This window comes from Pseudomonas sp. FIP_A4, assembly GCF_036701605.1.
GTDB lineage: Bacteria > Pseudomonadota > Gammaproteobacteria > Pseudomonadales > Pseudomonadaceae > Stutzerimonas > Stutzerimonas phenolilytica.
On record NZ_JAYDXP010000127.1, the window covers coordinates 598,549 to 619,443 of the forward strand.

The window sequence follows — 20,895 nt, forward strand, 5'->3', positions numbered from 1 at the left end:
CGCCCGTTCCGCGCCAGCGCGGTTGCCGGAACGACGACGGCGCACCGTGCAACTTGCAAGACTTTTCATAGACTAAAGAACTCGCCTTCGGCACCGCACGGGCGCGTCCCGCCAGTGCCGCTTGCCGCATCAAATATCGCGACCCGGAAGGAGCATTCATGGAGCAAACGACGGACACGGGTGGGCGAATCCTGCTGGTGGATGACGAAGCAGCGATTTTGCGGACCTTCCGCTACTGCCTGGAGGATCGCGGTTATACCGTGATGACCGCCGCCAGCGCCGCGCAGGCGGAGGCGATCCTGCAACGCCAGGTGTTCGACCTGTGCTTCCTCGACCTGCGCCTGGGCGAGGACAACGGCCTCGACGTGCTGCAGCAGATGCGCACGCTGGCGCCGTGGATGCGCGTGGTGATCGTCACCGCGCATTCGGCCGTGGACACCGCGGTCGACGCGATGCAGGCCGGCGCCGCCGACTACCTGCTCAAGCCCTGCAGCCCCGAGCAGCTGCGACTGTCGGCGGCCAAGCAGCTGGAAGTCCGGCAGATGGCCGCGCGCCTGGAAGCGCTGGAAGGCGAGATGCAGAAGCGCAGCGATGCGCTCGGCTCGCATAGCCCGGCGATGATGGCGGTGCTGGAGACGGCGCGGCAGGTCGCCGACACCGACGCCAACATCCTCATCCTCGGCGAATCCGGCACTGGCAAGGGCGAGCTGGCACGTGCCATCCACACCTGGAGCCGGCGTGCGAAGAAGGCTTTCGTCACCATCAACTGCCCGTCGCTGTCGGCCGAGCTGATGGAAAGCGAGCTGTTCGGCCACAATCGCGGCGCCTTCACCGGCGCCACCGAGAGCACGCTCGGGCGGGTCAACCAGGCCGACGGCGGCACGCTGTTTCTCGACGAGATCGGCGATTTCCCGCTGGCCCTGCAGCCCAAGCTGCTGCGCTTCATCCAGGACAAGGAGTACGAGCGCGTCGGCGACCCGGTGACCCGTCGTGCCGACGTGCGCATCCTCGCGGCGACCAACCTCAACCTCGAGGAGATGGTGCGCGAAGGCAAGTTCCGTGAGGACCTGCTCTACCGCCTCAACGTCATCACGCTCAACCTGCCACCCATGCGCGAGCGACCGGAAGACGTGCTGGCGCTGGCCGAGCGCTTCCTCGCCTCGTTCGTCAAGAGCTACGGGCGCCCGGCTCGCGGCTTCAGCGACGCCGCACTCGCCGCGCTCAAGGCCTACCGCTGGCCGGGCAACGTGCGCGAGCTGCGCAACGTGATCGAGCGCGCCAGCATCATCTGCCCGCAGGCGATGATCGAAGTCAGCCACCTCGGCCTCGGCGAACAGGCCACCGGCAACGCGCCGCGCATCGGCGAACCGCTGAGCCTGGAAGCACTGGAGAAGGCGCACATCGCCGGCGTGCTGAGCACCAGCGACACCCTCGAGCAGGCCGCGCGGATCCTCGGCATCGACGCCTCGACGCTCTACCGTAAGCGCAAGCAGTACGGTCTATGAAGCTGCAGATGAAGCTGAGAACCCGGCTGTTCCTCGGTTTCTCGGCGCTGATGACGGTAGCGCTGCTCGGCCTGCTGCTGGCGCTGGTCAGCGTCATGCAGATGGCCAAGAGCCAGGAGCACCTGATCCGCGACAACTTCGGCATCATCGAGATCAACCAACAGCTACGCCAGGCGCTCGGCAACCACCTGATCATCCTGCTGCGCGACCACCGCGATCACGAATCGCTTGGCGCGGCGCGGGCGGCTTTCCAGTCGTCGCTGGAGCGTGGTATGCAGAGCGCGCGCAACGACGAGGACCGTCAGGCCTTCCAGAGCATCGCCAGCGCCTACGCGAGCTTTCTGCTGGTGCTGGATGCGCCGCGCAGCCAGGGCTGGACGCTGCTGGAGGAAAACGAGCTGAGCCAGGCCTTCAATCAGGTCCGCACCCTGATGGTGGACATGCAGCAGAGCGCCTACGCGACGATCCGCGACACCGAGGTGCGCAGCCGCGAACGCGCCATGCTGCTGGCCGGCCTGCTCGGCCTGACCGGTATCGCCGTGCTGCTGATCGGTTTCATCACCGCGCACAGCTTCGCCCGGCGCCTCGGCGCGCCGATCGAGCAGCTGTCGGCGGCCGCCGACCAGATCGGGCGCGGCGACTTCGGCATCGAACTGCCGACCTCGCCCATCGCCGAGCTGTCGTCGTTGAGCCGGCGCTTCGGCCTGATGGCGCAGGCGTTGTTCCAGTTCAAGCAGACCAACGTGCAGGCGCTGATGAACGGCCAGCAGCGCCTGCAGGCGCTGCTCGACAGCATCGACGACGGTCTGCTGATCATCGACCGCCACGGCTGCCTGGAGCATGCCAACCCGGTCGCCCAGCGCCAGCTGGCCTGGGAAGGCGAACACCTGGGTCGCAGCCTGGGCGAGGCGCTCGGCTACCCGGAACTGGACGAGGCCGCGCGCCTGGTGCTCAGCGACAAGCCGCTCGCCGGGCCGCCGCAGGATCTGGTGATCGAGGCCGATGGCGAACGCCGGCTGCTGGCCTGGCGCATGAGCCCGGTCAACCACCACGATGGCAGCATCAGCGGCGCGGTGATGGTGCTGCACGACGTCACCGACCAGCGCACCTTCGAGCGCGTGCGCAACGAATTCGTACTGCGCGCCTCCCACGAGCTGCGCACGCCGGTGACCGGCATGCAGATGGCCTTCAGCCTGCTGCGCGAACGTCTGCACTACCCGCCCAACAGTCGTGAATCCGACCTGCTGAGCACCGTGCACGAGGAAATGCAGCGACTGGTGCGGCTGATCAACGACCTGCTGAATTTCTCGCGCTACCAGAGCGGCCAGCAGAAACTGGAGCTGCAGTCGTGCGACGTTCCGCAGCTGCTCGAAGACGCGCGCCAGCGCTTCGTGGTCGCCGCCGCCGAGCACCACGTCGAGCTGAAGCTGGAGCTGCAGCAGCCGCTGCCCAGCCTGCTGCTCGATCGCCAGCAGATCGAGCGGCTGCTCGACAACCTGCTGAGCAACGCCCTGCGCCATACGCCGGAGGGCGGCGAGGTGCGCCTGCTGGCGCGCCATCACGGCGAGCGAATGATCATCAGCGTGGAAGACAACGGCGAGGGCATTCCCTACAGCCAGCAGGCGCGGATCTTCGAGCCGTTCGTGCAGATCGGCCGGCGCCGCGGCGGTGCCGGGCTCGGCCTGGCGCTGTGCAAGGAAATCGCCCAGCTGCATGGCGGGCGCATCGGTGTGCACTCGCGCATCGGCCACGGCACGATCTTCTACATCGCCCTGCCGATCTGACGGTCGGCCTCAGCGCGTGCCGTTGAGCACCTGCAGCAGCGCGGCGGTTTCGGCGTCCGGCTCGCCGTCGTAGCGCGCCGGACGGTACTTCATCTGGAAAGCCGCGAGCACGTTGCGCGTCTCCTCATCCAGTTCACCATGGCGCGGCACCTGGTAGCCCTGCAGCTGCAGCGCCAGCTGGAACCAGGCGATATCCGGCGGTGCCGCGGCAAACGCCGCACGCTGCGCGGCCACCGCCGCGGCATCCGGCCAGGGCACCAGGCCGGCATCGGCCAGACGCTTCCAGGGGAACAGCGGGCCAGGATCGACCTTGCGCTGCGGGGCGATGTCGCTATGGCCGACGATGGCGCCGGGCTTGAGCCCGTGGCGCTGCATGATGTCCTTGAGCAACAGCACCAGCGCGTCGATCTGTTCCTCCGTGTACGGATACCAGAGACGCCGGCCGTCTTCGCCCTCGACGTAGCCGCGATTGACCAGCTCGATGCCGATGGAGCTGGAGTTCAGCCAGGTGCGCCCGTTCCACTCGCTCTGCCCGGCATGCCAGGCCCGGCGGTCCTCATCGACCAGGCGATAGATGGTCGCCGGCGCGGAGCCGATCAGGTAGTGGCTGCTCACCTCGCCCTCGGTCAGCAGCGCCAGCGAATGCTCCAGACCGCTGGAGGTGTAGTGCAGCACGATGACCTGCACCCGGCTGTCCTGGCCGACGGCGCGGTGGCGGTCGTCGATCTGCGGCCCGCTGGCGCAACCGGCCAGCAGCAGGAAGAGCGCGACAAGGCTGATGATTCTCATGGGGGACCTCGGGTCGACGGCTGGGTGATCCGCGGCGGCGCGCGAGGGCGCGATTATACGCAGCGGCCGCGGCCGCTCACAGACCGCCCGGTCAGCCACGCTCGACGCGGTTGCGCCCGGCGTCCTTCGCGCGGTAGAGCGCCAGGTCGGCGCGCTCGAAGACCTGCTCGGGCGTGTCGCCAACCGCGAACGCGCTCATGCCCGCCGAGACGGTGATCTGTACCCGCTCGCCCTTGAAATGGAACGGACAGACGTCGATGCCGCTGCGCAGCGCTTCGAGCACCTGCAGTCCGGCCTCGGGTGCGGTGGACGGCAGCAGCAGCACGAACTCTTCACCGCCGAAACGAGCGATGAAGTCGGTGGCGCGCAGGCGCTTGCGCAATTCCCCGCCGATGATCTTCAGCACCCGATCACCGGCCAGGTGGCCATAGCTGTCGTTGATCCGCTTGAAGTGGTCAACGTCCACCACGGCAAGCAGCAGTTCACCGCCATAGCGCTCCCAGCGCGCCGCTTCCAACGCCAGCCGTTCGTTCCAGGCCGTGCGATTGGGCAGGCCGGTGAGGCCGTCGAGCAGGGCCTTCTGCCGCTGCTCCTCGAGATGGCCACGCAGGCCCTGCGCCGCCTGCTCCAGGCTGCCGACACGACCGACCAGCTCCTGCAGGCGCGCGCCCAGCGCCTGCTCGTGCTGGCTGCGCTGTTGCTGGTATTCGCCGACGGTATGCAGCAGGCCATCCAGCCGCGCCTCGACCACGCGCTTGAGGCTGGCCAGATCGGTGGCCTCGCGCATGCTGTTCTGCAGCACGTCGACCTGTTCGCGCAACTCGTGGTCCAGCGCCTCGGCAGTACGGCGCGCCTCGGTATGGCCGTCATGCGCGGCGCTGAGGTTCTGCTGCATCGTCGCCAGCCGCTCGTTGAGCGTCTTCAGGTAACTTTCAAACTCGCGCTGGTCCTGATCGCTGGCCGCCAGCAACAGGCTCGCCAGATCGTCCAGCACCGGAACCAGCTCGTACCAGTTCAGACCGTGACGGATGCGCTCATGCAATGCCTCGGCCCGCACCTGTTGCGCTTCGCCCAGGCGCAGGCTGCCGACCAGCCCGCGCAGTGCCGCCTCGATACGCTCGGCCACCAGGCTGTACGGTGGCTCCGGCGAATCGGCCAAGGCAGCAGGTTCGGGATCGCCGGCCGGGCAATCGGCGGGCGGAACGCCGTTGTCCAGCCCGCATGCCGGAAGCGGTGCGGGCTGATCCTCCTGCGCCTGATCCGCCTGCGGCAGCACCTCGGCAGCGACTGGCGGCGCGGACATAGGCGTGCCGTCTTCGGCGTCCAGCGCCACGCTCTCGCGGCCGGCGAACAGGCGTCGCAGAAAACCACCGCCGGGATTGTCGGCGGCAAGCGGCGCGCCGAGGGCCTGGCGCTGCAGCTCGCCCAGTTCGCCCAGCAGCGCCGGCAGTTCGCGGGCGCTGCCGATGCGCTGTTCGAGCTTGCGGGCGAAGCGCTTCAGCCGCCGGCGCACGTCCGCCGGTGGCGACATTGCCAGCAACGGATTCACCAGTCCGTGCAGCGCCTCGATCAGACGCCGGGTGCGCTCCTGGCGCTGGCGATCCGAATCCAGCACGGCCTTCTCCAGGCGCGGCACCAGCGTGCCGAGGCCGTCGTCCAGATCGCCGTCGCGCAACACCTCGCGCATCTGCCGCAGGCAGTTTTCCACCGCCGGATCGGCGCCTTCGACCGCCATGCTGCTGCGTACCAGGCTGCGCCGCAGCAGATCGACGCGTTGCTCCCAGCGCTGCTCGATATGCTCCTGCTGTTCGAGCAGGCGCAGGTATTTTTCCTTCCAGCGTTCGGTCTCGACACTCACGACGACGGCTCCAGCGTGGCCGGCAGCGCATTGCCGTTGAGCGCCTCGGGCAGACGGATTTCCATCGCCACCGGCAGGTGATCGGAAATCGGCAACGGCAGCACCTCGACACGCTCGAGGGCCAGGCTCGGGCTGAGCAGAATGTGGTCCAGACAGCGCTGCGGCCGCCAGCTGGGAAAGGTCGCCTCGACCTGCGGCGCGAGCAGGCCGAGATCGCGCAGCGGGGAATTTTCCAGCAGATCGTTGGCATGGGTGTTCATGTCACCCATCAGTACCTGATGCCGATACCCGCCGATCAGCTCGCGGATGTAGGCCAGCTGGCGCACCCGCGTGCGCCCGCCGAGCGCCAGATGCATCATCACCACCACCAGCGCGTCCTCGCCCTCGCCGAAACGCAGCAGGATCGCACCACGGCCGGACGGACCGGGCAGCGGATGGTCCTCCAGCTGCTGCGGGGCAAGACGGCTGAGCACGCCGTTGCTGTGCTGAGCGAAGCGCCCGAGATTGCGGTTGAGCTGCTGATACCAGTAGGGAAAGGCGCCGAGCTGCGCCAGGTGCTCGACCTGATTGATGTAGCCGGAGCGCAGGCTGCCACCGTCGACCTCCTGCAGCGCAACCAGATCGTAGCGGCCGATCAGCTCGCCGATGCGCTGCAGGTTCAGCGCCCGCCCCGGATGCGGCAGCAGATGCTGCCAGCTGCGGGTCAGGTAGTGGTGGTAACGCTCGGTGCGGATTCCGACCTGGATATTGAAGCTCAGCAGGCGCAGGCGCCCATCCAGCGGCAGGCCGCTCTGCGGCGCACAGTGCGCGTTCGCCTGCGGCTGCCCTGCAGCGGCCGGACGCGACGGATACCAGCGCCGCAGCATCGTCGGTTACCGCGCGGCGCGTTCTTTTTCGATGAGGAAATCAGCCACATCCAGCGCGCCCTGCGGCCCACCAGCCGAGCCGAGATCGAAACGGTACTTGCCGTTGACGATCAGCACCGGCACGCCACTGATCTGATAAGCCATGCCCAGCTTCTTGGCCTGTTCCACGCGGCTCTTCACACCGAAGGAGTTGTACGCCTTGAGAAAGGCGTCCTTGTCGACCCCCTGGCCGGCGAGAAACTCGGCCATCTCTTCGGGCGTCGCGAGCTTCTTGCGCTCCTGGTGATAGGCGGCGAACACCGCGTCATGCACCTGCTTTTCCACACCCATCGATTCGAGCGCAAGGAACAGTTGTCCATGGGTGTTCCAGATGCCACCGAACATGGCGGGGATGCGCCGGAAAGCGACGTCGGCGGGAAGCTTCTCGACCCACGGGTTGATCACCGGCTCGAACTGGTAGCAGTGCGGGCAGCCATACCAGAACAGCTCGACCACCTCGATCTTGCCCGGCTCGGCGACCGGCACCGGGCTGCTCAGCACCTCGTACTCCTTGCCCGCCTGGTAGTCGGCGGCCACGGCAGGCAGGCCGAACAGGCTGGCGGCAGCAAGGACGGCGGAAATGACGAGTTTGCGCATGGAGGACTCCTGTGAACGTCTGGCAAGGCATGACAGGCTGCCGCAAAACGACAGGTCTCACCAGCGTTTTGCGCCTTCACCTGCAGCAGTGAATGGCTATTCTAGCGGCGCCGTAACGAAAAAAAGGCGACCGACCTTGCGGCCGGGCGCCTTTTCAGCAGATCACCTATCAGCAGGCGATCAGTGCAGGCCCTGGATGTAGCTCGACAGCGCCTGAATGTCCTTGTTGCTCAGCTTGGCCGCGATCCCACGCATGATCATGGTGTCGCCGTCGTTGGTGCGGTTGCCTTCGCGGAAGTCGGTCAGCTGCTTGGCGGTATACGCGGCATGCTGGCCACCCAGCTGCGGGAAGCCGGCCAGGTCGTTACCCACACCGTTCGGGGCGTGGCAGCCGGTGCACGCCGGCATGCCCATGTCCAGCTTGCCGCCGCGGAACAGTTTCTCGCCCTGCGCTACCAGCGCCGGATCGGCCATGCCGACAGTCGGCTTCTGGCTGGAGAAGTAGGCGGCGATGTCGGCCAGATCCTGATCGCTCAGCGGATCGAGCATGCCGGTCATTTCCAGTACCTTGCGGCCAACGCCCTCAGCCGCACCCGGAGTGCTGCCAGCCTTGATGTCCTGCATCTGCTTGAGCAGATAGCGCTCACCCTGGCCGGCGAGTTTCGGGAAGTTCGGGGCCGGGCTGTTGCCGTCCACTCCGTGGCAGGCGCCACAAACGGCAGCTTTGCTCTGACCCGCTTTGGCGTCTCCAGCCGCGTGGGCCATACCGGTGATGCCAAGGGTCAACAGCAGACTCACGAGTACTTTGTTCATCAGCTCATCCAACTACGGCTAGGGGTTATAAGGAAATCGATCGGTCGGGTCGCTCGCGTTCGTGGATTACGGCGACGCTCGTTATGCATGGCGCACCAGTTCCCGGGCGGGATAAGACCAAAGCGCACATAAAATCTGCGGCATTATATACTCCCGTTCCTGAAACGGAAACGAACCATTGCCGCACCCCCCGCGCACGCACCGGACCGCCCATGCTCCCCAAAAACCCGATTCTCGGCCTCTGCCAGCAAGCCACTTTCATGATCAGCGCCGCCAAGGTCGATCAGTGCCCGGCCGACGAGGGGCTGGAAGTCGCCTTCGCCGGTCGCTCGAACGCCGGCAAGTCCAGCGCGTTGAACACCCTGACCCATGCCAATCTGGCGCGCACCTCGAAGACGCCGGGGCGCACGCAGCTGCTCAACTTCTTCCGCCTCGACGACGAACGCCGCCTGGTCGACCTGCCCGGCTACGGTTATGCCAAGGTGCCGATTCCGCTCAAGCAGCACTGGCAACGCCATCTGGAAGCTTACCTGGGCAGCCGCGAGAGTCTGGCCGGGGTATTCCTGATGATGGATATCCGCCATCCGCTGACCGAGTTCGACCGCATGATGCTGGACTGGTCGAGCGCCAGTCAGATGCCGCTGCACATTCTGCTGACCAAATCCGACAAGCTCGCGTTCGGCGCCGCCAAGACCGCTCTGTTGACGATCCAGCGCGACGTGCGCAAGCAGTGGGGCGACGCGGTGAGCGTGCAGCTATTCTCCGCGCCCAAGCGGCAGGGCGTGGAACAGGCGCAGCAGGTGCTGGCCGACTGGCTGGGGCTGCTCGAGGATCAGCCCCAAGCCTGAAACCGCTGCCGGCCGCACGCGAAAAAACAAAGCCCCGACAATGCGGGGCTTGTGCGACCGACGAAGCGGCTCAGGCGTCGCAGGACGCCTGATAAGCCGCCGCGTCGAGCAGCTTGTCCAGTTCCGCCTTGTCGCTGGGCCGCAGACGGAAGAACCAGCTGCCGTACGGGTCGCTGTTGACCTGCTCGGGCGAATCGGCCAGCGCCTCGTTGATCGCGATCACCTCACCGGAAACCGGCGCATAGATGTCCGACGCGGCCTTCACCGACTCCACCACGCCGGCTTCCTGGCCCGCCGCAAGCTGGCCGCCGACTTCCGGCAGCTCGACGTAGACCACATCGCCCAACGCCTGCTGGGCATGATCGGAGATACCGACGGTGACGCTGCCATCCGCTTCGAGGCGGGCCCATTCATGGCTGGCGGCGTAACGCAGGTCGCTTGGGATTTCGCTCATTCGTATTGTCCTCGAGGCTGTCCAGTGCAGACACGCTAAGCCATCGCGCGAAGCGGTCGCCAGAATTTACACCAGTACCTTGCCGTTGCGCACGAAGGTCGGCTGCACGACGCGCACCGGATACCATTTGCCACGGATTTCCACTTCCGCACGCTCTCCGGTGGCCGCGGGAACGCGCGCAAGCGCGATCGACTTGCCAAGCGTAGGCGAAAAACTGCCGCTGGTGATCTCGCCGTCGCCCACCCCGGTCACCCGCACGACCTGATGAGCGCGCAGCACACCACGCTCCTCCATGACCAGGCCGACCAGGCGCGGCAGATCATCGCTCGACTTCTGCCGCTCGAGCGCAGCGCGCCCGACGAAATCACGCGCCGCCGGCTCCCAGGCGATGGTCCAGCCGAGGTTCGACGACAGCGGCGAAACCTCCTCGCTCATGTCCTGACCGTACAGATTCAGGCCCGCTTCCAGGCGCAGGGTATCCCGCGCGCCCAGGCCGATCGGCGGGATGCCGGCGCCGACCAGCTCGGTGAAGAAACCGGTGATCTGCTCGGCCGGCAGGATGATCTCCAGACCGTCCTCGCCGGTGTAGCCGGTGCGAGCGATGAACCAATCGCCATGGGCCAGGCCGTGAAATGGCTTGAGATCCTGAATCAGCGCGGCACGCGGCTGGTCGACCAGCTCGGCGGTACGCGCACGCGCGTGCGGCCCCTGGATCGCCAGCATCGCCAGCTCGGCACGCTCGCGAATTTCCACCTGGAATCCATCGGCTTGCGTCCGCAGCCAGGCCAGGTCCTTGTCGTGGGTGCTGGCATTGACCACCAGACGGTAACCCCAGTCCGTGAGGTAGACGATCAGGTCGTCGACCACACCGCCTCGCTCGTTGAGCATGGTGCTGTACAGCGCGCGGCCGACGTGCCGCAGGCGCGCCACGTCGTTGGCCAACAGTCGCTGCAGATAGGGCATGGCTTGCGGTCCGGCGACATCGATGACGGTCATGTGCGAGACATCGAACACTCCGCACTCACGCCGCACCTGCTGATGTTCCTCGACCTGTGAGCCGTAATGCAGCGGCATGTCCCAGCCGCCGAAATCGACCATCTTGGCCCCGAGCGCAAGGTGCTGATCGTAGAGGGGAGTACGCTGACCCATAGGTTTCTCCTTCCGGGCAGGTCGCCGAAACGGCCTTGTAAAGCCTGACTGAGCCGGTTGCACAGCGAGCTGCCGGCGTTCGAATGGCGCGCATTGTAGCCCCAAGGTTGTGACAGGTCACGGCAGCCCGACGCCGTGCCGGGCGCACGCGCGAACACCCCGCAGGACGGCGTTCTAGCCCCTGGCCGAGCGACGGATCAGCAGGATCACCGGCAGCAGGCCAACCAGCACCAGCGTCAGCGCCGGCAGCGCAGCGCGCGCCCACTCGCCCTCGCTGGTCATCTCGAAGATGCGCACTGCCAGGGTGTCCCAGCCGAACGGACGCATCAGTAGCGTTGCCGGCATTTCCTTGAGCACATCGACGAACACCAGCAGTGCGGCACTCAGCGTGCCGGGCAGCAGCAGTGGCAAATAGACTCGCAGGAACAGCGCCGGGCCACCTACGCCAAGGCTGCGCGACGCCTGCGGCAGCGACGGACGAATGCGCGCCAGGCTGCTCTCCAGCGGACCGAAGGCCACCGCCATGAAGCGCACCAGATAGGCCAGCAGCAACGCACCGAGGCTGCCCAGCAGCACTGGCTTGCCCGCGCCTCCCAGCCAATCGGACAGCGGAATCACCAGATGCCGATCCAGATAGCTGAACGCCAGCATGATCGCCACCGCCAGTACCGAGCCCGGCAGCGCATAACCCAGGTTGGCCAACCCGACGGCCGTGCGAATCGCGCGTACCGGCGCTTGGCGACGGGCGAACGCCAGCAGCAGCGCGGTGCTGACGGTAATCAGCGCGGCCAGGCCGCCGAGGTAAAGAGTGTGCAGGATCAGCCCGGTGTAACGCTCGTCGAGATCGAAGCGACCGCGCTGCCAGAACCACGCCAACAACTGCAGCACCGGGACCACGAACGCGCAAAGGAACACCAGCCCGCACCAGGCGCTGGCGGCGAGGGCCTTGAAACCGCGCAGCGGATACAGCGCCACCGTGCTGGCGCGCTCGCTCGCCGGACGCGCAGCACCGCGTGCGCGGCGTTCGCCATAAAGCACCAGCATCACCGCCAGCAACAGCAGGCTGGCCAGCTGGGTGGCGCTGGTCAGGCTGAAGAAGCCGTACCAGGTCTTGTAGATCGCCGTGGTGAAGGTATCGAAGTTGAACACCGAGACCGCACCGAAATCGGCCAACGTTTCCATAACCGCCAGCGCCAGCCCGGCCCCGATCGCCGGGCGCGCCATCGGCAACGCCACGGTCCAGAAGGCCCGCCAGGGCGACTGACCGAGCACGCGCGCCGCCTCCATCAGGCCGCGTCCCTGGGCGAGAAACGCTGAGCGCGCCAGCAAGTACACATAGGGATAGAACACCAGCACCAGCACCACGATTACTCCGCCGGTGGAACGCACCCGCGGAAACCGAATGCCGCTGCCGAACCACTCGCGCGCCAGCGTCTGCACCGGTCCGGCGAAGTCGAGCAGGCCGATGAAGACGAACGCCAGCACGTAGGCAGGAATCGCGAAGGGCAGCATCAGCGCCCAGTCCAGCCAGCGCCGCCCGGGGAATTCGCAGAGCGAAGTCAACCAGGCCAGGCTGACACCCAGCACCGTCACACCGGCGCCGACGCCGAGCAGCAGCGTCAGCGTATTGCCCAGCAGCCGCGGCATCTGGGTATCCCACAGATGCGACCAGATCTCCCGGTCGATGTCATGCCAGCTGAACAGCAGAACGCTCAGCGGCAGCAGCACCAGCGCCGCGACGACGAAGGTGATCGGATACCAGCGGTGCTCGACGGAGTGGGACACGCAAGCCTCGGATGCGGAAAAGACAACGCCCCGGATCAACCGGGGCGTCGAGTATAACCGTAGCGGCGAGGCGGACGGCGCGCGCGGCCTGATCTCAGCCGCGCACCGCCGGCGCCGTGCCGCGCGGCAGCATTACCGCCAGCCGGCGCGGTCCATCAGCTTGATCGCCTCGGCCTGACGCTTGCCGGCCACTTCGACCGGGATGGTGTCGGCCTTGAACTCGCCCCAGGCGGCGACCTCGGCCGATGGCTTCACCTGCGGGTTGGCCGGGTATTCCATGTTGATGTCAGCGAAAATGCTCTGCGCTTCGGCGCCGGTCATCCACTCCACCAGCTTGCGCGCCGCGTCCGGGTTCGGCGCGTGCTTGGTCAGGCCGATGCCGGAGAGGTTCACGTGCACGCCGCGATCCTGCTGGTTCGGCCAGAACAGCTTGGCCTTGAGCTCCGGGTTCTCCTGGTGCAGGCGGCCGTAGTAGTACGTGTTGACGATGCCGACATCGCACTGGCCGGCGTCGATGGCCTGGATCAGCGCGGTGTCGTCGGCGAAGACGTCGGTCGCCAGGTTGTCGACCCAGCCCTTGATGATCTGCTCGGTCTTCTCGGCGCCATGCGTCTCGATCAGCGTGGCGGTCAGCGACTGGTTGTAGACCTTCTTGCTGGTGCGCAGGCACAGACGGCCGTCCCACTTGTCGTCAGCCAGGGCTTCGTAGGTGGTCAGCTCGCCGTCCTTGACCCGCTCTGGCGAGTAGACGATGGTGCGCGCGCGCAGTGACAGGCCGGTCCAGGCATCGTTGGACGAGCGGTACTGCGACGGAATGTTCTGCTTGACCACGGCGGAATTCAGCGGCTGCAGCAGGCCCATTTCCTCGGCCTGCCAGAGGTTGCCACCATCGACGGTGAGCAGCAGGTCCGCCGGCGTGTTCTCGCCTTCGGCCTTGATCCGAGCCATCAGCGGCGCTTCCTTGTCGGTGATGAACTTCACCGCGACGCCACTCTGCTTGGTATAGGCGTCGAACACGGGCTTGATCAGCTCGTCGATGCGCGACGAGTAGACCACCACTTCATCGGCAGCCTGGACAGCGCTCGACAGCGCAGTGAGTGCCAGCGCGGCGAGTAAACCTTTGCTTACCTGCATGAATCAGCCTCTTGATTGGTCCGGGTAGAGGCCGAATAGTAGTGACTCCCATTTAGTTTCTCAATGCGACAATGCGCGCAGGTAATTTTTCGTTACCCCTTGTGCGCTCAGCGGCGTGCCAGCTGCGGAAGATCGCCACTCAGGCCCAGTGCCTGACGCACGAACAGCGCCTTGACCTCCGGCAGTGCCTCGGCGCTCTTCAGCCCGGCATTGCGCAGCCAGCGCAGCGGCAGCTGATCAGCCTGGAACAGGCGCTCGAATCCCTCCATCGCCGCCATCATCGCCAGGTTGTGCGGCATGCGCCGCCGCTCGAAACGGCTGAGCACGCGCAGGTCGGCCGGTCGCTCGCCGCGCGCCAGCGCCGCCTGCAGCACCTCGGCCAGCACGGCGGCATCCAGCAGACCGAGGTTCACACCTTGGCCGGCCAGCGGATGGATGGTGTGCGCGGCATCGCCGATCAGCGCCAGCCCGGCGCGTACGTATCGCTTGGCATGCCGCTGACGCAGCGGAATGCACAGCCGCGGGTCGACTTCCAGCACCTCGCCCAGACGCCGTTCGAAAGCTCGCCCCAGTGCCGCACGGAAAGTCACGTCATCGAGCGCCATCAGGCGCCTGGCCTCATCCTCGGTGGCCGACCAGACGATCGAGCACCAGTGCTCGTCGCCGTCCCGTTGCAACGGCAGAAACGCCAGCGGCCCGTTGTCGGTGAAGCGCTGCCAGGCGGTACGCCGATGGGCCTCGGCGCAGCGCACGCTGGTGACGATGGCATGGTGAAAATAGTCCCACTCGCGCGTCTCGCATCCGGCCAAACGGCGCACCGCCGAGTTCGCACCGTCGGCAGCGACCACCAGCGGCGCGCGCAGCTGCCGGCCATCGCTGAAGGTGAGCTGCCAGCCGTCCTCCACCTCGCGCAGCTGCTCCAGTCGCGCGTCGGCGATCAGCTCGGCCGTGCCGCGTGCCTGCAGCGCTTCGAGCAGGGCATCCTGCACCACGCGGTTCTCGACAATATGGCCGAGCACCTCGGCGTGCACCGTCGCCGCGCTGAAATGAATCTGCCCGGTGCCCGAGCCATCCCACACGCGCATGTCGCCATAGGGACTGGCGCGCCGTGCGGCAATGCCGGACCAGGCGCCGACGCGTTCGAGGATGCGCTGACTGGCGGCGGAAAGCGCACTGACCCGCGGCTCGAATGCGCCCTGCGCATCGAACGGCGCCAGCGTCAGCGGGCCGGCATCGGCAATCGCGACCTTCAGTCCGCTGCCTTGCAGCGCCAGGGCCAGCGTGCTGCCGACCATTCCCGCGCCGACGATGATCAGATCCGCTTGCATCGCTACTCTCCCGGGCTGCCGCGGCTGCGGCGTGAATCTAGGTGAAATGACAGGACTGCCGCGTGCGGCCTAGCCAGCGCGCGTGCCCAGCCCCATCGCCTGACGGGCGAACCAGTGCTTGGCTGGGGGCAGAAGGTCGAGCCCGAGCAGGCCGAGACCACGCCCGGTGGACATCAGCGCAGCCGAGTCACCGAACAGCCGGGTGACCTGATCGGAGAAACCGACGGTCAGCAGCTGGTCGCGCTGCTGGCGCTCGACATAGCCGCGCAGCACGGCGAGATCACCGAGCCCCGCCGGGCTGGCGAGCAGCGCGGCGCTCAGCGCATCCACATCGCGCAGTGACAGGTTGTAGCCCTGACCGGCAATCGGGTGCAGGCTGTGCGCGGCGTTGCCCAGCACGACCAGCCCGGCGCGCACCTGCTCCTCGGCCTCGACCAGCGCCAGCGGATACAGATGCCGCGTACCGACCTGGCGGAACGCGCCGAGGCGATAGCCGAACGCCTGCTGCAGCTCGGCGAGGAACTGCACGTCGGGCAGCGCCGCCAACCGCGCCGCCTCTGCCGGCGGACGCGTCCAGACCAGCGCACAGCGGTTGTCGCGCACCGGCAGCAGTGCCATCGGGCCGTCCGCGGTGAAACGCTCGAAGGCCAGCCCGTCATGCGCGCGCGCCGGACTGACATTGGCGATCAGCGCGCTCTGCCCGTAGGAACGACGCTCGACATGGATGCCCAGCTGCTCGCGCAGACCGGAGCGGCCGCCGTCGGCCAGCACCGCCAGCGCGCAATCCAGCTCTCGCCCGTCGGCCAGCGTCAGGCGATAGCCGCCCTCGGCCGGCTGCAGCTTCTGCACTTCGGCCGGACAATCGCGCACCACTACCCGCTCGTCCAGTGCGTGCCACAGGCAATGGCCGATCCAGGCGTTCTCGACCACATAGCCCAGCGCCTCTACGCCCTCGTCGACGGCATCCAGTCGCGCGGCAGCGAAGCGCCCGCGCTCGGACACGTGGATACGACGAATCGCCTCGGCACGCTCGGCGATCCGTGACCAAACGCCAAGCCGCTGGTAGATCAGCCGAGTGCCCCAGGACAGCGCCGTGGAACGCGCGTCATAGCTCGGCTGGTATTCGTGGCCTGGCTGAAAGGGCTCGATCAGGTGAATCCGCCAGCCCCGCTCGCGCGCACCATCCTGCAATGCCAGCGCCAGGCTGGCGCCGACCAGGCCGCCGCCGATGATCGCCAGGGTCTGCATGTCAGACGACCTGCTCGCGCGCGGCGGCCATCAGCGCCTCGATCTCGGCGACGCTCTTCGGCACGCCGGTGGTGAGGATCTCGCAGCCGGTCTGGGTGACCACCACGTCATCCTCGATGCGTACGCCGATGCCGCGCCACTTTTTGGCCACGTTCTGGTTATCGGCGGCAATGTAAATTCCCGGCTCCACGGTCATCGCCATGCCCGGTTCGAGCACGCGCCACTCGCCGCCGATCTTGTAGTCGCCGACGTCGTGCACATCCATGCCCAGCCAGTGGCCGGCACGATGCATATAGAAGGGTTTGTAGGCCTCGCTGGCGATCAGCTTGTCGACCTCGCCCTGCAATAGGCCCAGCTCCACCAGCCCGGCGGTGATCACTCGCACCGTGGCTTCATGCGCCTCGTTCCAGTGCCTGCCGGGCGCGATGTGCTTGAACGCCTCCTCGTTGGCCTTGAGCACCAGCTCGTAGATGGCCTTCTGCTCGGCCGAGAACTTGCCACTGACCGGGAAGGTGCGGGTGATGTCGCTGGCGTAGCAATCGATCTCGCAGCCGGCATCGATCAGCACCAGATCGCCGTCCTTGAGTGGTGCGTCGTTCTCCCGGTAGTGCAGGATGCAGGCGTTTTTGCCGGCGGCAACGATGCTGCCGTAGGCCGGCATCTTCGCCCCGCCCTTGCGGAACTCGTAGTCCAGCTCGGCTTCCAGGTGGTATTCGCACAACCCGGAGCGGCTGGCCTGCATCGCACGAATGTGCGCACGCGCGGAAATCTCCGCGGCGTGCCTCATCACCCTCACTTCGTTGCTCGACTTGTACAGGCGCATGTCGTGCAGCAGGTGATCGAGCGCGACGAACTCGCTCGGCGGCTGCGCGCCTTGGCGGGCCTTGGCGCGGATGGTCTTGATCCACTCCATGAGCCGGTGATCGAAGGCCTCGTTGGTGCCGATGGCGTAGTAGACGCGCTCGCGCCCTTCGATCAGGCCTGGGAGGATGTCGTCGATATCGCCGATGGGGAAAGCGTCGTCGGCGCCGTAGGTCTTGATGGCGCCGTCCTGACCGGCGCGCAGGCCGTCCCACAGCTCACGCTCGGGATCGCGCTCGCGGCAGAACAGCACGTATTCGCCGTGCTCGCGCCCCGGGATCAGGGCGATCACCGCCTCCGGCTCGGGGAAGCCGGAGAGGTACTGAAAATCACTGTCCTGGCGGTAGACATGCTCGACATCGCGGTTGCGGATATACATCGGCGCGGCGGGCAGGATGGCGATGCTGTTGGGTTCCATCTGCGCCATCAGCGCGGTGCGCCGACGGGCGAATTCCGACTTCGGGATGCGGGTCATGGGGCGGGAGACTTCCTCAGTGCAGGGACGGCTTGGCCGCCGGCTCGAGCGGCTTGGCGCATTCGGTGAACAGCAATACAGGCGCGACGCGCAGGTACTCCATGACCTCCATGTAGTCGCTCTCGCCTTCTTCGGACTCTTCCAGGGCATCCTGGATCTGCGCGATGGCGGACAGATCCTGCAGCACTTCCATCGCTTCGGCGCTCAAGGCGCGATCGCCGGCGATCAGCCCGAAGCCGGCGAGAAAGCCCTGGCACCACTGCCCCAGAGCGACTGCACGCTCGGTCAGCGGTGCGTCGTCATTGGGCAGCAGCAGCACGACGGCGATGTCCTCGCCGGCCAGCTCGCCCTTGACCATCTCCTGCAGGCCGATCAGCGCCTGCCGCACATTGCCTTCGGGCATCTCGCCAAGCAGGTCGGCGGCATCAGCCAGCCAGGGCTCGACCAAAAAGTCGGCGCCGGCGCAACTGCGCCCCAGTAGCAGGCCGTGCAGTTCGGCGGGGGAAACAGCTTGGGCGCTGCCCGCCAGCAAGGTGGCGAAGGCGGCATAGGGGGAATTCTGAATCGACATGGGCGGCTAGGCGCACGGGGGCGCAATGACTAGAATGAAGGCCTCGTATCCTAGCACCGGCGGCCGAGACAAGACCATCGGCGCCCGCAGGAACCAGCCCCGCGCGCCATAGGAAGCCCATGGAAGACGCCGATCTGCGATTGCTGACCGCCAAGCTGGAACAATTGCTCCAGCGCATCGAGCAACTCAAGGCACAGAACCACCTGCTGCTGGCCAACGAGCGGGCCTGGCGCGAAGAGCGCGCTCATCTGATCGAAAAGAACGAATTGGCCCGGCTGAAGGTCGAATCGATGATTTCGCGCCTGAAAGCCCTGGAGCAGGACTCATGACCCAGCCGAACACCACCACCGTGCACATCATGGACAAGGAATATTGCATTGCCTGTCCGGCCGAAGAACGCAGCAATCTGGAAAACGCCGCGCGCTACCTGGATCGCAAGATGCGCGAGATTCGCAGCAGCGGCAAAGTCATCGGCGCCGACCGCGTGGCGGTGATGGCCGCACTGAACATCACCCACGAACTGTTGCACCGCAATGATCGCCTGGACGCCGAGGCCAGCAGTGCGCGCGAGCATGTGCGCATGCTGCTGGAACGCGTGGACAGCGCCCTGGCCACCGACCCGAATCCCGGCAGCTGATGAACGGTCGGCAGATTGAGGTATAATCCGCGCCACTCCCTGGCATGTTTGCCAGTCGGCGATGACCCTCTCCCGATAAGCAATACCACGGAGGCTACAAGTGGGACCGGTGTGCATGTCCGCCTGACGGAAAGCCTGAAGGTTCTCTGTAGTCGCCACCTTGAACTCTCGGGTTCAAGGGCCTACGCCGGCAGCGGCATGCTGGGGAGCCATTCTTCATGATCGCAGCGGAAGGTCTCACGCGTCCCGCGCTGCGCCGCAAACTGCGCGAAGCACGTCGGGCACTGTCACCTGCCGAGCAACGCCTCGCCGCCCGTCGCCTCTATCGCCAACTGGCCCAGCACCCGCTGTTTCGCCGTGCGCGACATATTGCGCTGTATCTGCCCAACGATGGCGAGATCGATCCGCGACCGCTGCTGCGCGAAGCCCAGCGTCGCGGCAAGGCGACCTACCTACCGGTACTCAACCCCTGGCCGCGGACGCGCATGGTGTTTCAGCAGGTGAGCGCCGGTGAACAACTCAAGCCGAACCGTTTCGGCATCGCCGAACCACGACACTGCGCCCAACGACAGCGCGCCGCGTGGACGCTCGATCTGTTGCTGATGCCGCTGGTGGGGTTCGACGAGAGCGGTGGGCGCCTGGGAATGGGCGGCGGATTCTACGACCGCAGCCTGGCATATCGCGCCAGGCGCAAAAAAAGTCACAAACCGACTCTATTGGGCCTTGCGCATGAGTGTCAGAAGGTGGATCGGTTGCCGCTGGCCAGCTGGGATGTACCGCTACAGGCCACGGTGACGGACCGGCGCTGGTATGTGCGATGAGGCTTCCTGCGCCGCATCCATGCGGCGCACTCTTCAGCGACTCTGCTGCTGGACGACAGGCGCGACGCTGGCGTCGCTCTGACGCTCCCAGAGGCTCTGCGTGTAACCCGTGGTGACCACGCCGAGTCCGAAGATAAGTACCAATACCCAAAGAATGTCTGGCTTGCGCTTCATCTGATCGCCTCCCCCTGCCAGGCGAATCTGCCGTCGAGTTGACGTGCTTTATCGTTCTAGAGCCCGATACGCCACTCAACAGCCGCGGCATTTTCCGTTAAGCATCGACCGGGCGCAAACCTGCGTTGCCACCGACCGTCGGGGAAATTTGCCATCATGGCCTTATCGAACCGCCGAAGGGAGAGCAAACTCCATGCCGTATTGGTTAATGAAGTCCGAGCCGGATGAATTTTCCATCCTTGATCTTGAGAAACAGCACCAGGCGCGCTGGGATGGCGTGCGCAATTACCAAGCGCGCAATTTCCTGCGCACGATGGCCGAAGGCGACCTGTTTTTCTTTTACCACTCCAGCTGCGCGGTGCCGGCGATCGCCGGCATCGGCCGCATTGCCCGTCCGGCGTATGCCGATCCGACGGCCTTGCAGCCCGACAGCCCTTATTTCGACGCCAAGGCCAGCGCGGAGAAGAATGCCTGGAGCGCGGTCGACGTCGTCTTCGTCGAGCGTTTCACCACCCCGATCACACTGACCCGACTCAAGGCCGAGGCCGCGCTTGCGCAACTGCCATTGGTACAAAAGGGCAGCCGACTTTCGGTCATGCCGGTCAGCCCTGCCGAATGGGCCGCCGTACTCGCACTGCGTTGAGCAAGCGGCTCACTGGATGATCAGGTTGTTGAACAGCAGGTCCTCCACCAGTGGCTGCCCTTCCTCCTGCGTGAGAATCTCGCGCACCTGCTTCAACGCTTCTTGGCGCAGTTTCTCCTTGGCCTCGACGCTGCCGAGGCTCTCATCGGTCTGCTGCGAGAAGAGCATGACCAGCTGATTGCGGATCAGCGGCTCATGATGCTTGACCTTGTTCTCGGCCTCTTTGCTGGCAATACGCAGCGCGACGTCAGCCTTGTAGTACTTGAGCCGCTCGCCGGAGCCGTAGTTGCCAACCATCGCCGGCACCAGCGCGTAATAGAGCGTTTGCGGACCTGCCTCTTCCGCTGCGGGGGAATTGGCCAGGACCGGCGCGGCCAACGTCAGGGCGATGCAAAGAAACAGAATGCGCTTCACGGTACTGCTCCGCTGGAATCGGCCGCCAGCATAACCAGAGCGCGGCCTCGACCCAAGCCCCCGCTTATACGTCGGCATTACAGGGGGCGATGCTCGTTGTAC

General features: G+C 66.2%; 22 protein-coding genes and 1 other RNA gene. 8 read left to right on the forward strand and 15 right to left on the reverse strand.

The genetic code is table 11. From position 1 onward, the window contains the following. Nucleotides 1-158 precede the first annotated feature (158 nt). Both algB and U8L64_RS18115 read left to right on the forward strand, forming a co-directional pair. Nucleotides 159-1,505 carry a sigma-54-dependent response regulator transcription factor AlgB gene (gene algB / locus U8L64_RS18110; protein ID WP_333398429.1) on the forward strand — a complete coding sequence of 449 codons (1,347 nt, stop codon included), beginning with the start codon at nt 159-161 and terminating at the stop codon, nt 1,503-1,505. Further along, nucleotides 1,502-3,289: a KinB sensor domain-containing domain gene (locus U8L64_RS18115; RefSeq protein ID WP_054093938.1), complete on the forward strand. Its 1,788-nt coding sequence runs from the start codon at nt 1,502-1,504 to the stop codon at nt 3,287-3,289. The genes algB and U8L64_RS18115 overlap by 4 nt, the downstream gene beginning before the upstream one ends. Before the next feature lie 9 nt (nt 3,290-3,298). On the opposite strand, the gene U8L64_RS18120 is transcribed toward U8L64_RS18115, so the two are convergent. The 5 genes from U8L64_RS18120 to U8L64_RS18140 all read right to left on the reverse strand — a co-directional run bounded on the left by U8L64_RS18120 (nt 3,299) and on the right by U8L64_RS18140 (nt 8,251). Further along, complete coding sequence (locus U8L64_RS18120) at nt 3,299-4,078, reverse strand: N-acetylmuramoyl-L-alanine amidase (protein ID WP_333398430.1); 780 nt, start codon at nt 4,076-4,078, stop codon at nt 3,299-3,301. A 91-nt stretch (nt 4,079-4,169) separates the two neighbouring features. Further along, complete coding sequence (locus tag U8L64_RS18125; RefSeq protein WP_333398431.1) at nt 4,170-5,936, reverse strand: GGDEF domain-containing protein; 1,767 nt, start codon at nt 5,934-5,936, stop codon at nt 4,170-4,172. Next, complete coding sequence (locus U8L64_RS18130) at nt 5,933-6,802, reverse strand: endonuclease/exonuclease/phosphatase family protein (protein WP_043295256.1); 870 nt, start codon at nt 6,800-6,802, stop codon at nt 5,933-5,935. The genes U8L64_RS18125 and U8L64_RS18130 overlap by 4 nt, the downstream gene beginning before the upstream one ends. A 6-nt stretch (nt 6,803-6,808) precedes the next feature. Continuing rightward, the gene (locus tag U8L64_RS18135; RefSeq protein WP_054093936.1) at nt 6,809-7,438 is read right to left on the reverse strand and encodes a thiol:disulfide interchange protein DsbA/DsbL; all 630 of its coding nucleotides are present in this window, start codon (nt 7,436-7,438) and stop codon (nt 6,809-6,811) included. Between the two features lie 180 nt (nt 7,439-7,618). Beyond that, the gene (locus U8L64_RS18140) at nt 7,619-8,251 is read right to left on the reverse strand and encodes a c-type cytochrome (protein ID WP_043295252.1); all 633 of its coding nucleotides are present in this window, start codon (nt 8,249-8,251) and stop codon (nt 7,619-7,621) included. A 212-nt stretch (nt 8,252-8,463) separates the two neighbouring features. Here U8L64_RS18140 and yihA point away from each other — a divergent pair, with 212 nt between their 5' ends. After that, complete coding sequence (gene yihA, locus U8L64_RS18145; protein ID WP_043295251.1) at nt 8,464-9,099, forward strand: ribosome biogenesis GTP-binding protein YihA/YsxC; 636 nt, start codon at nt 8,464-8,466, stop codon at nt 9,097-9,099. Between the two features lie 70 nt (nt 9,100-9,169). On the opposite strand, the gene gcvH is transcribed toward yihA, so the two are convergent. From gcvH to U8L64_RS18185, 8 genes are all read right to left on the reverse strand, one after another. Next, on the reverse strand, nt 9,170-9,553 hold the full coding sequence (gcvH, locus tag U8L64_RS18150) for a glycine cleavage system protein GcvH (RefSeq protein ID WP_008569335.1): 384 nt from the start codon (nt 9,551-9,553) through the stop codon (nt 9,170-9,172). A 66-nt stretch (nt 9,554-9,619) separates the two neighbouring features. Further along, nucleotides 9,620-10,702, reverse strand: coding sequence for a glycine cleavage system aminomethyltransferase GcvT (gene gcvT, locus U8L64_RS18155; protein WP_054093935.1), 1,083 nt, complete (start codon nt 10,700-10,702; stop codon nt 9,620-9,622). A gap of 174 nt (nt 10,703-10,876) precedes the next feature. Further along, entirely contained in the window at nt 10,877-12,487 is a 1,611-nt protein-coding gene (locus U8L64_RS18160; RefSeq protein ID WP_043295247.1) for an ABC transporter permease, read from the reverse strand. Between the two features lie 132 nt (nt 12,488-12,619). Further along, complete coding sequence (locus tag U8L64_RS18165) at nt 12,620-13,621, reverse strand: extracellular solute-binding protein (RefSeq protein ID WP_333398432.1); 1,002 nt, start codon at nt 13,619-13,621, stop codon at nt 12,620-12,622. Between the two features lie 107 nt (nt 13,622-13,728). After that, complete coding sequence (locus U8L64_RS18170; protein WP_077682277.1) at nt 13,729-14,949, reverse strand: 2-octaprenyl-3-methyl-6-methoxy-1,4-benzoquinol hydroxylase; 1,221 nt, start codon at nt 14,947-14,949, stop codon at nt 13,729-13,731. Nucleotides 14,950-15,018: 69 nt separating this feature from the next. After that, nucleotides 15,019-16,197, reverse strand: coding sequence for a 2-octaprenyl-6-methoxyphenyl hydroxylase (gene ubiH / locus U8L64_RS18175; RefSeq protein ID WP_333398433.1), 1,179 nt, complete (start codon nt 16,195-16,197; stop codon nt 15,019-15,021). Nucleotide 16,198: 1 nt separating this feature from the next. Beyond that, on the reverse strand, nt 16,199-17,533 hold the full coding sequence (gene pepP / locus U8L64_RS18180; RefSeq protein WP_333398434.1) for a Xaa-Pro aminopeptidase: 1,335 nt from the start codon (nt 17,531-17,533) through the stop codon (nt 16,199-16,201). A 16-nt stretch (nt 17,534-17,549) separates the two neighbouring features. After that, nucleotides 17,550-18,104 (reverse strand): YecA/YgfB family protein, encoded by a 555-nt coding sequence (locus U8L64_RS18185; protein ID WP_077682279.1) that lies wholly within the window; start codon nt 18,102-18,104, stop codon nt 17,550-17,552. Between the two features lie 119 nt (nt 18,105-18,223). Between U8L64_RS18185 and U8L64_RS18190 the strand changes: the two genes are divergently transcribed. The 4 genes from U8L64_RS18190 (at nt 18,224) to U8L64_RS18205 (ending at nt 19,562) form a co-directional block, all read left to right on the forward strand. After that, nucleotides 18,224-18,433, forward strand: coding sequence for a TIGR02449 family protein (locus tag U8L64_RS18190; protein ID WP_008569326.1), 210 nt, complete (start codon nt 18,224-18,226; stop codon nt 18,431-18,433). Further along, nucleotides 18,430-18,741, forward strand: a complete 312-nt coding sequence (locus U8L64_RS18195) for a cell division protein ZapA (protein WP_043295235.1) — start codon at nt 18,430-18,432, stop codon at nt 18,739-18,741. Before U8L64_RS18190 ends, U8L64_RS18195 begins: the two co-directional genes overlap by 4 nt. 33 nt (nt 18,742-18,774) lie before the next feature. Continuing rightward, nucleotides 18,775-18,953, forward strand: a non-coding RNA gene (gene ssrS / locus U8L64_RS18200) — 6S RNA. A gap of 6 nt (nt 18,954-18,959) precedes the next feature. After that, entirely contained in the window at nt 18,960-19,562 is a 603-nt protein-coding gene (locus tag U8L64_RS18205; protein ID WP_333398435.1) for a 5-formyltetrahydrofolate cyclo-ligase, read from the forward strand. A 33-nt stretch (nt 19,563-19,595) separates the two neighbouring features. Here the strand turns inward: U8L64_RS18205 and U8L64_RS18210 are convergent, their stop codons facing one another. Continuing rightward, nucleotides 19,596-19,736 (reverse strand): hypothetical protein, encoded by a 141-nt coding sequence (locus U8L64_RS18210; protein WP_008569323.1) that lies wholly within the window; start codon nt 19,734-19,736, stop codon nt 19,596-19,598. 193 nt (nt 19,737-19,929) lie between these two features. On the opposite strand from U8L64_RS18210, the gene U8L64_RS18215 reads away from it, so the two are divergent. Continuing rightward, nucleotides 19,930-20,379, forward strand: a complete 450-nt coding sequence (locus U8L64_RS18215; RefSeq protein WP_333398641.1) for an EVE domain-containing protein — start codon at nt 19,930-19,932, stop codon at nt 20,377-20,379. 9 nt (nt 20,380-20,388) lie between these two features. Here the strand turns inward: U8L64_RS18215 and U8L64_RS18220 are convergent, their stop codons facing one another. After that, the gene (locus U8L64_RS18220) at nt 20,389-20,793 is read right to left on the reverse strand and encodes a flagellar basal body-associated protein FliL (protein WP_043295229.1); all 405 of its coding nucleotides are present in this window, start codon (nt 20,791-20,793) and stop codon (nt 20,389-20,391) included. Nucleotides 20,794-20,895: the final 102 nt, after the last annotated feature.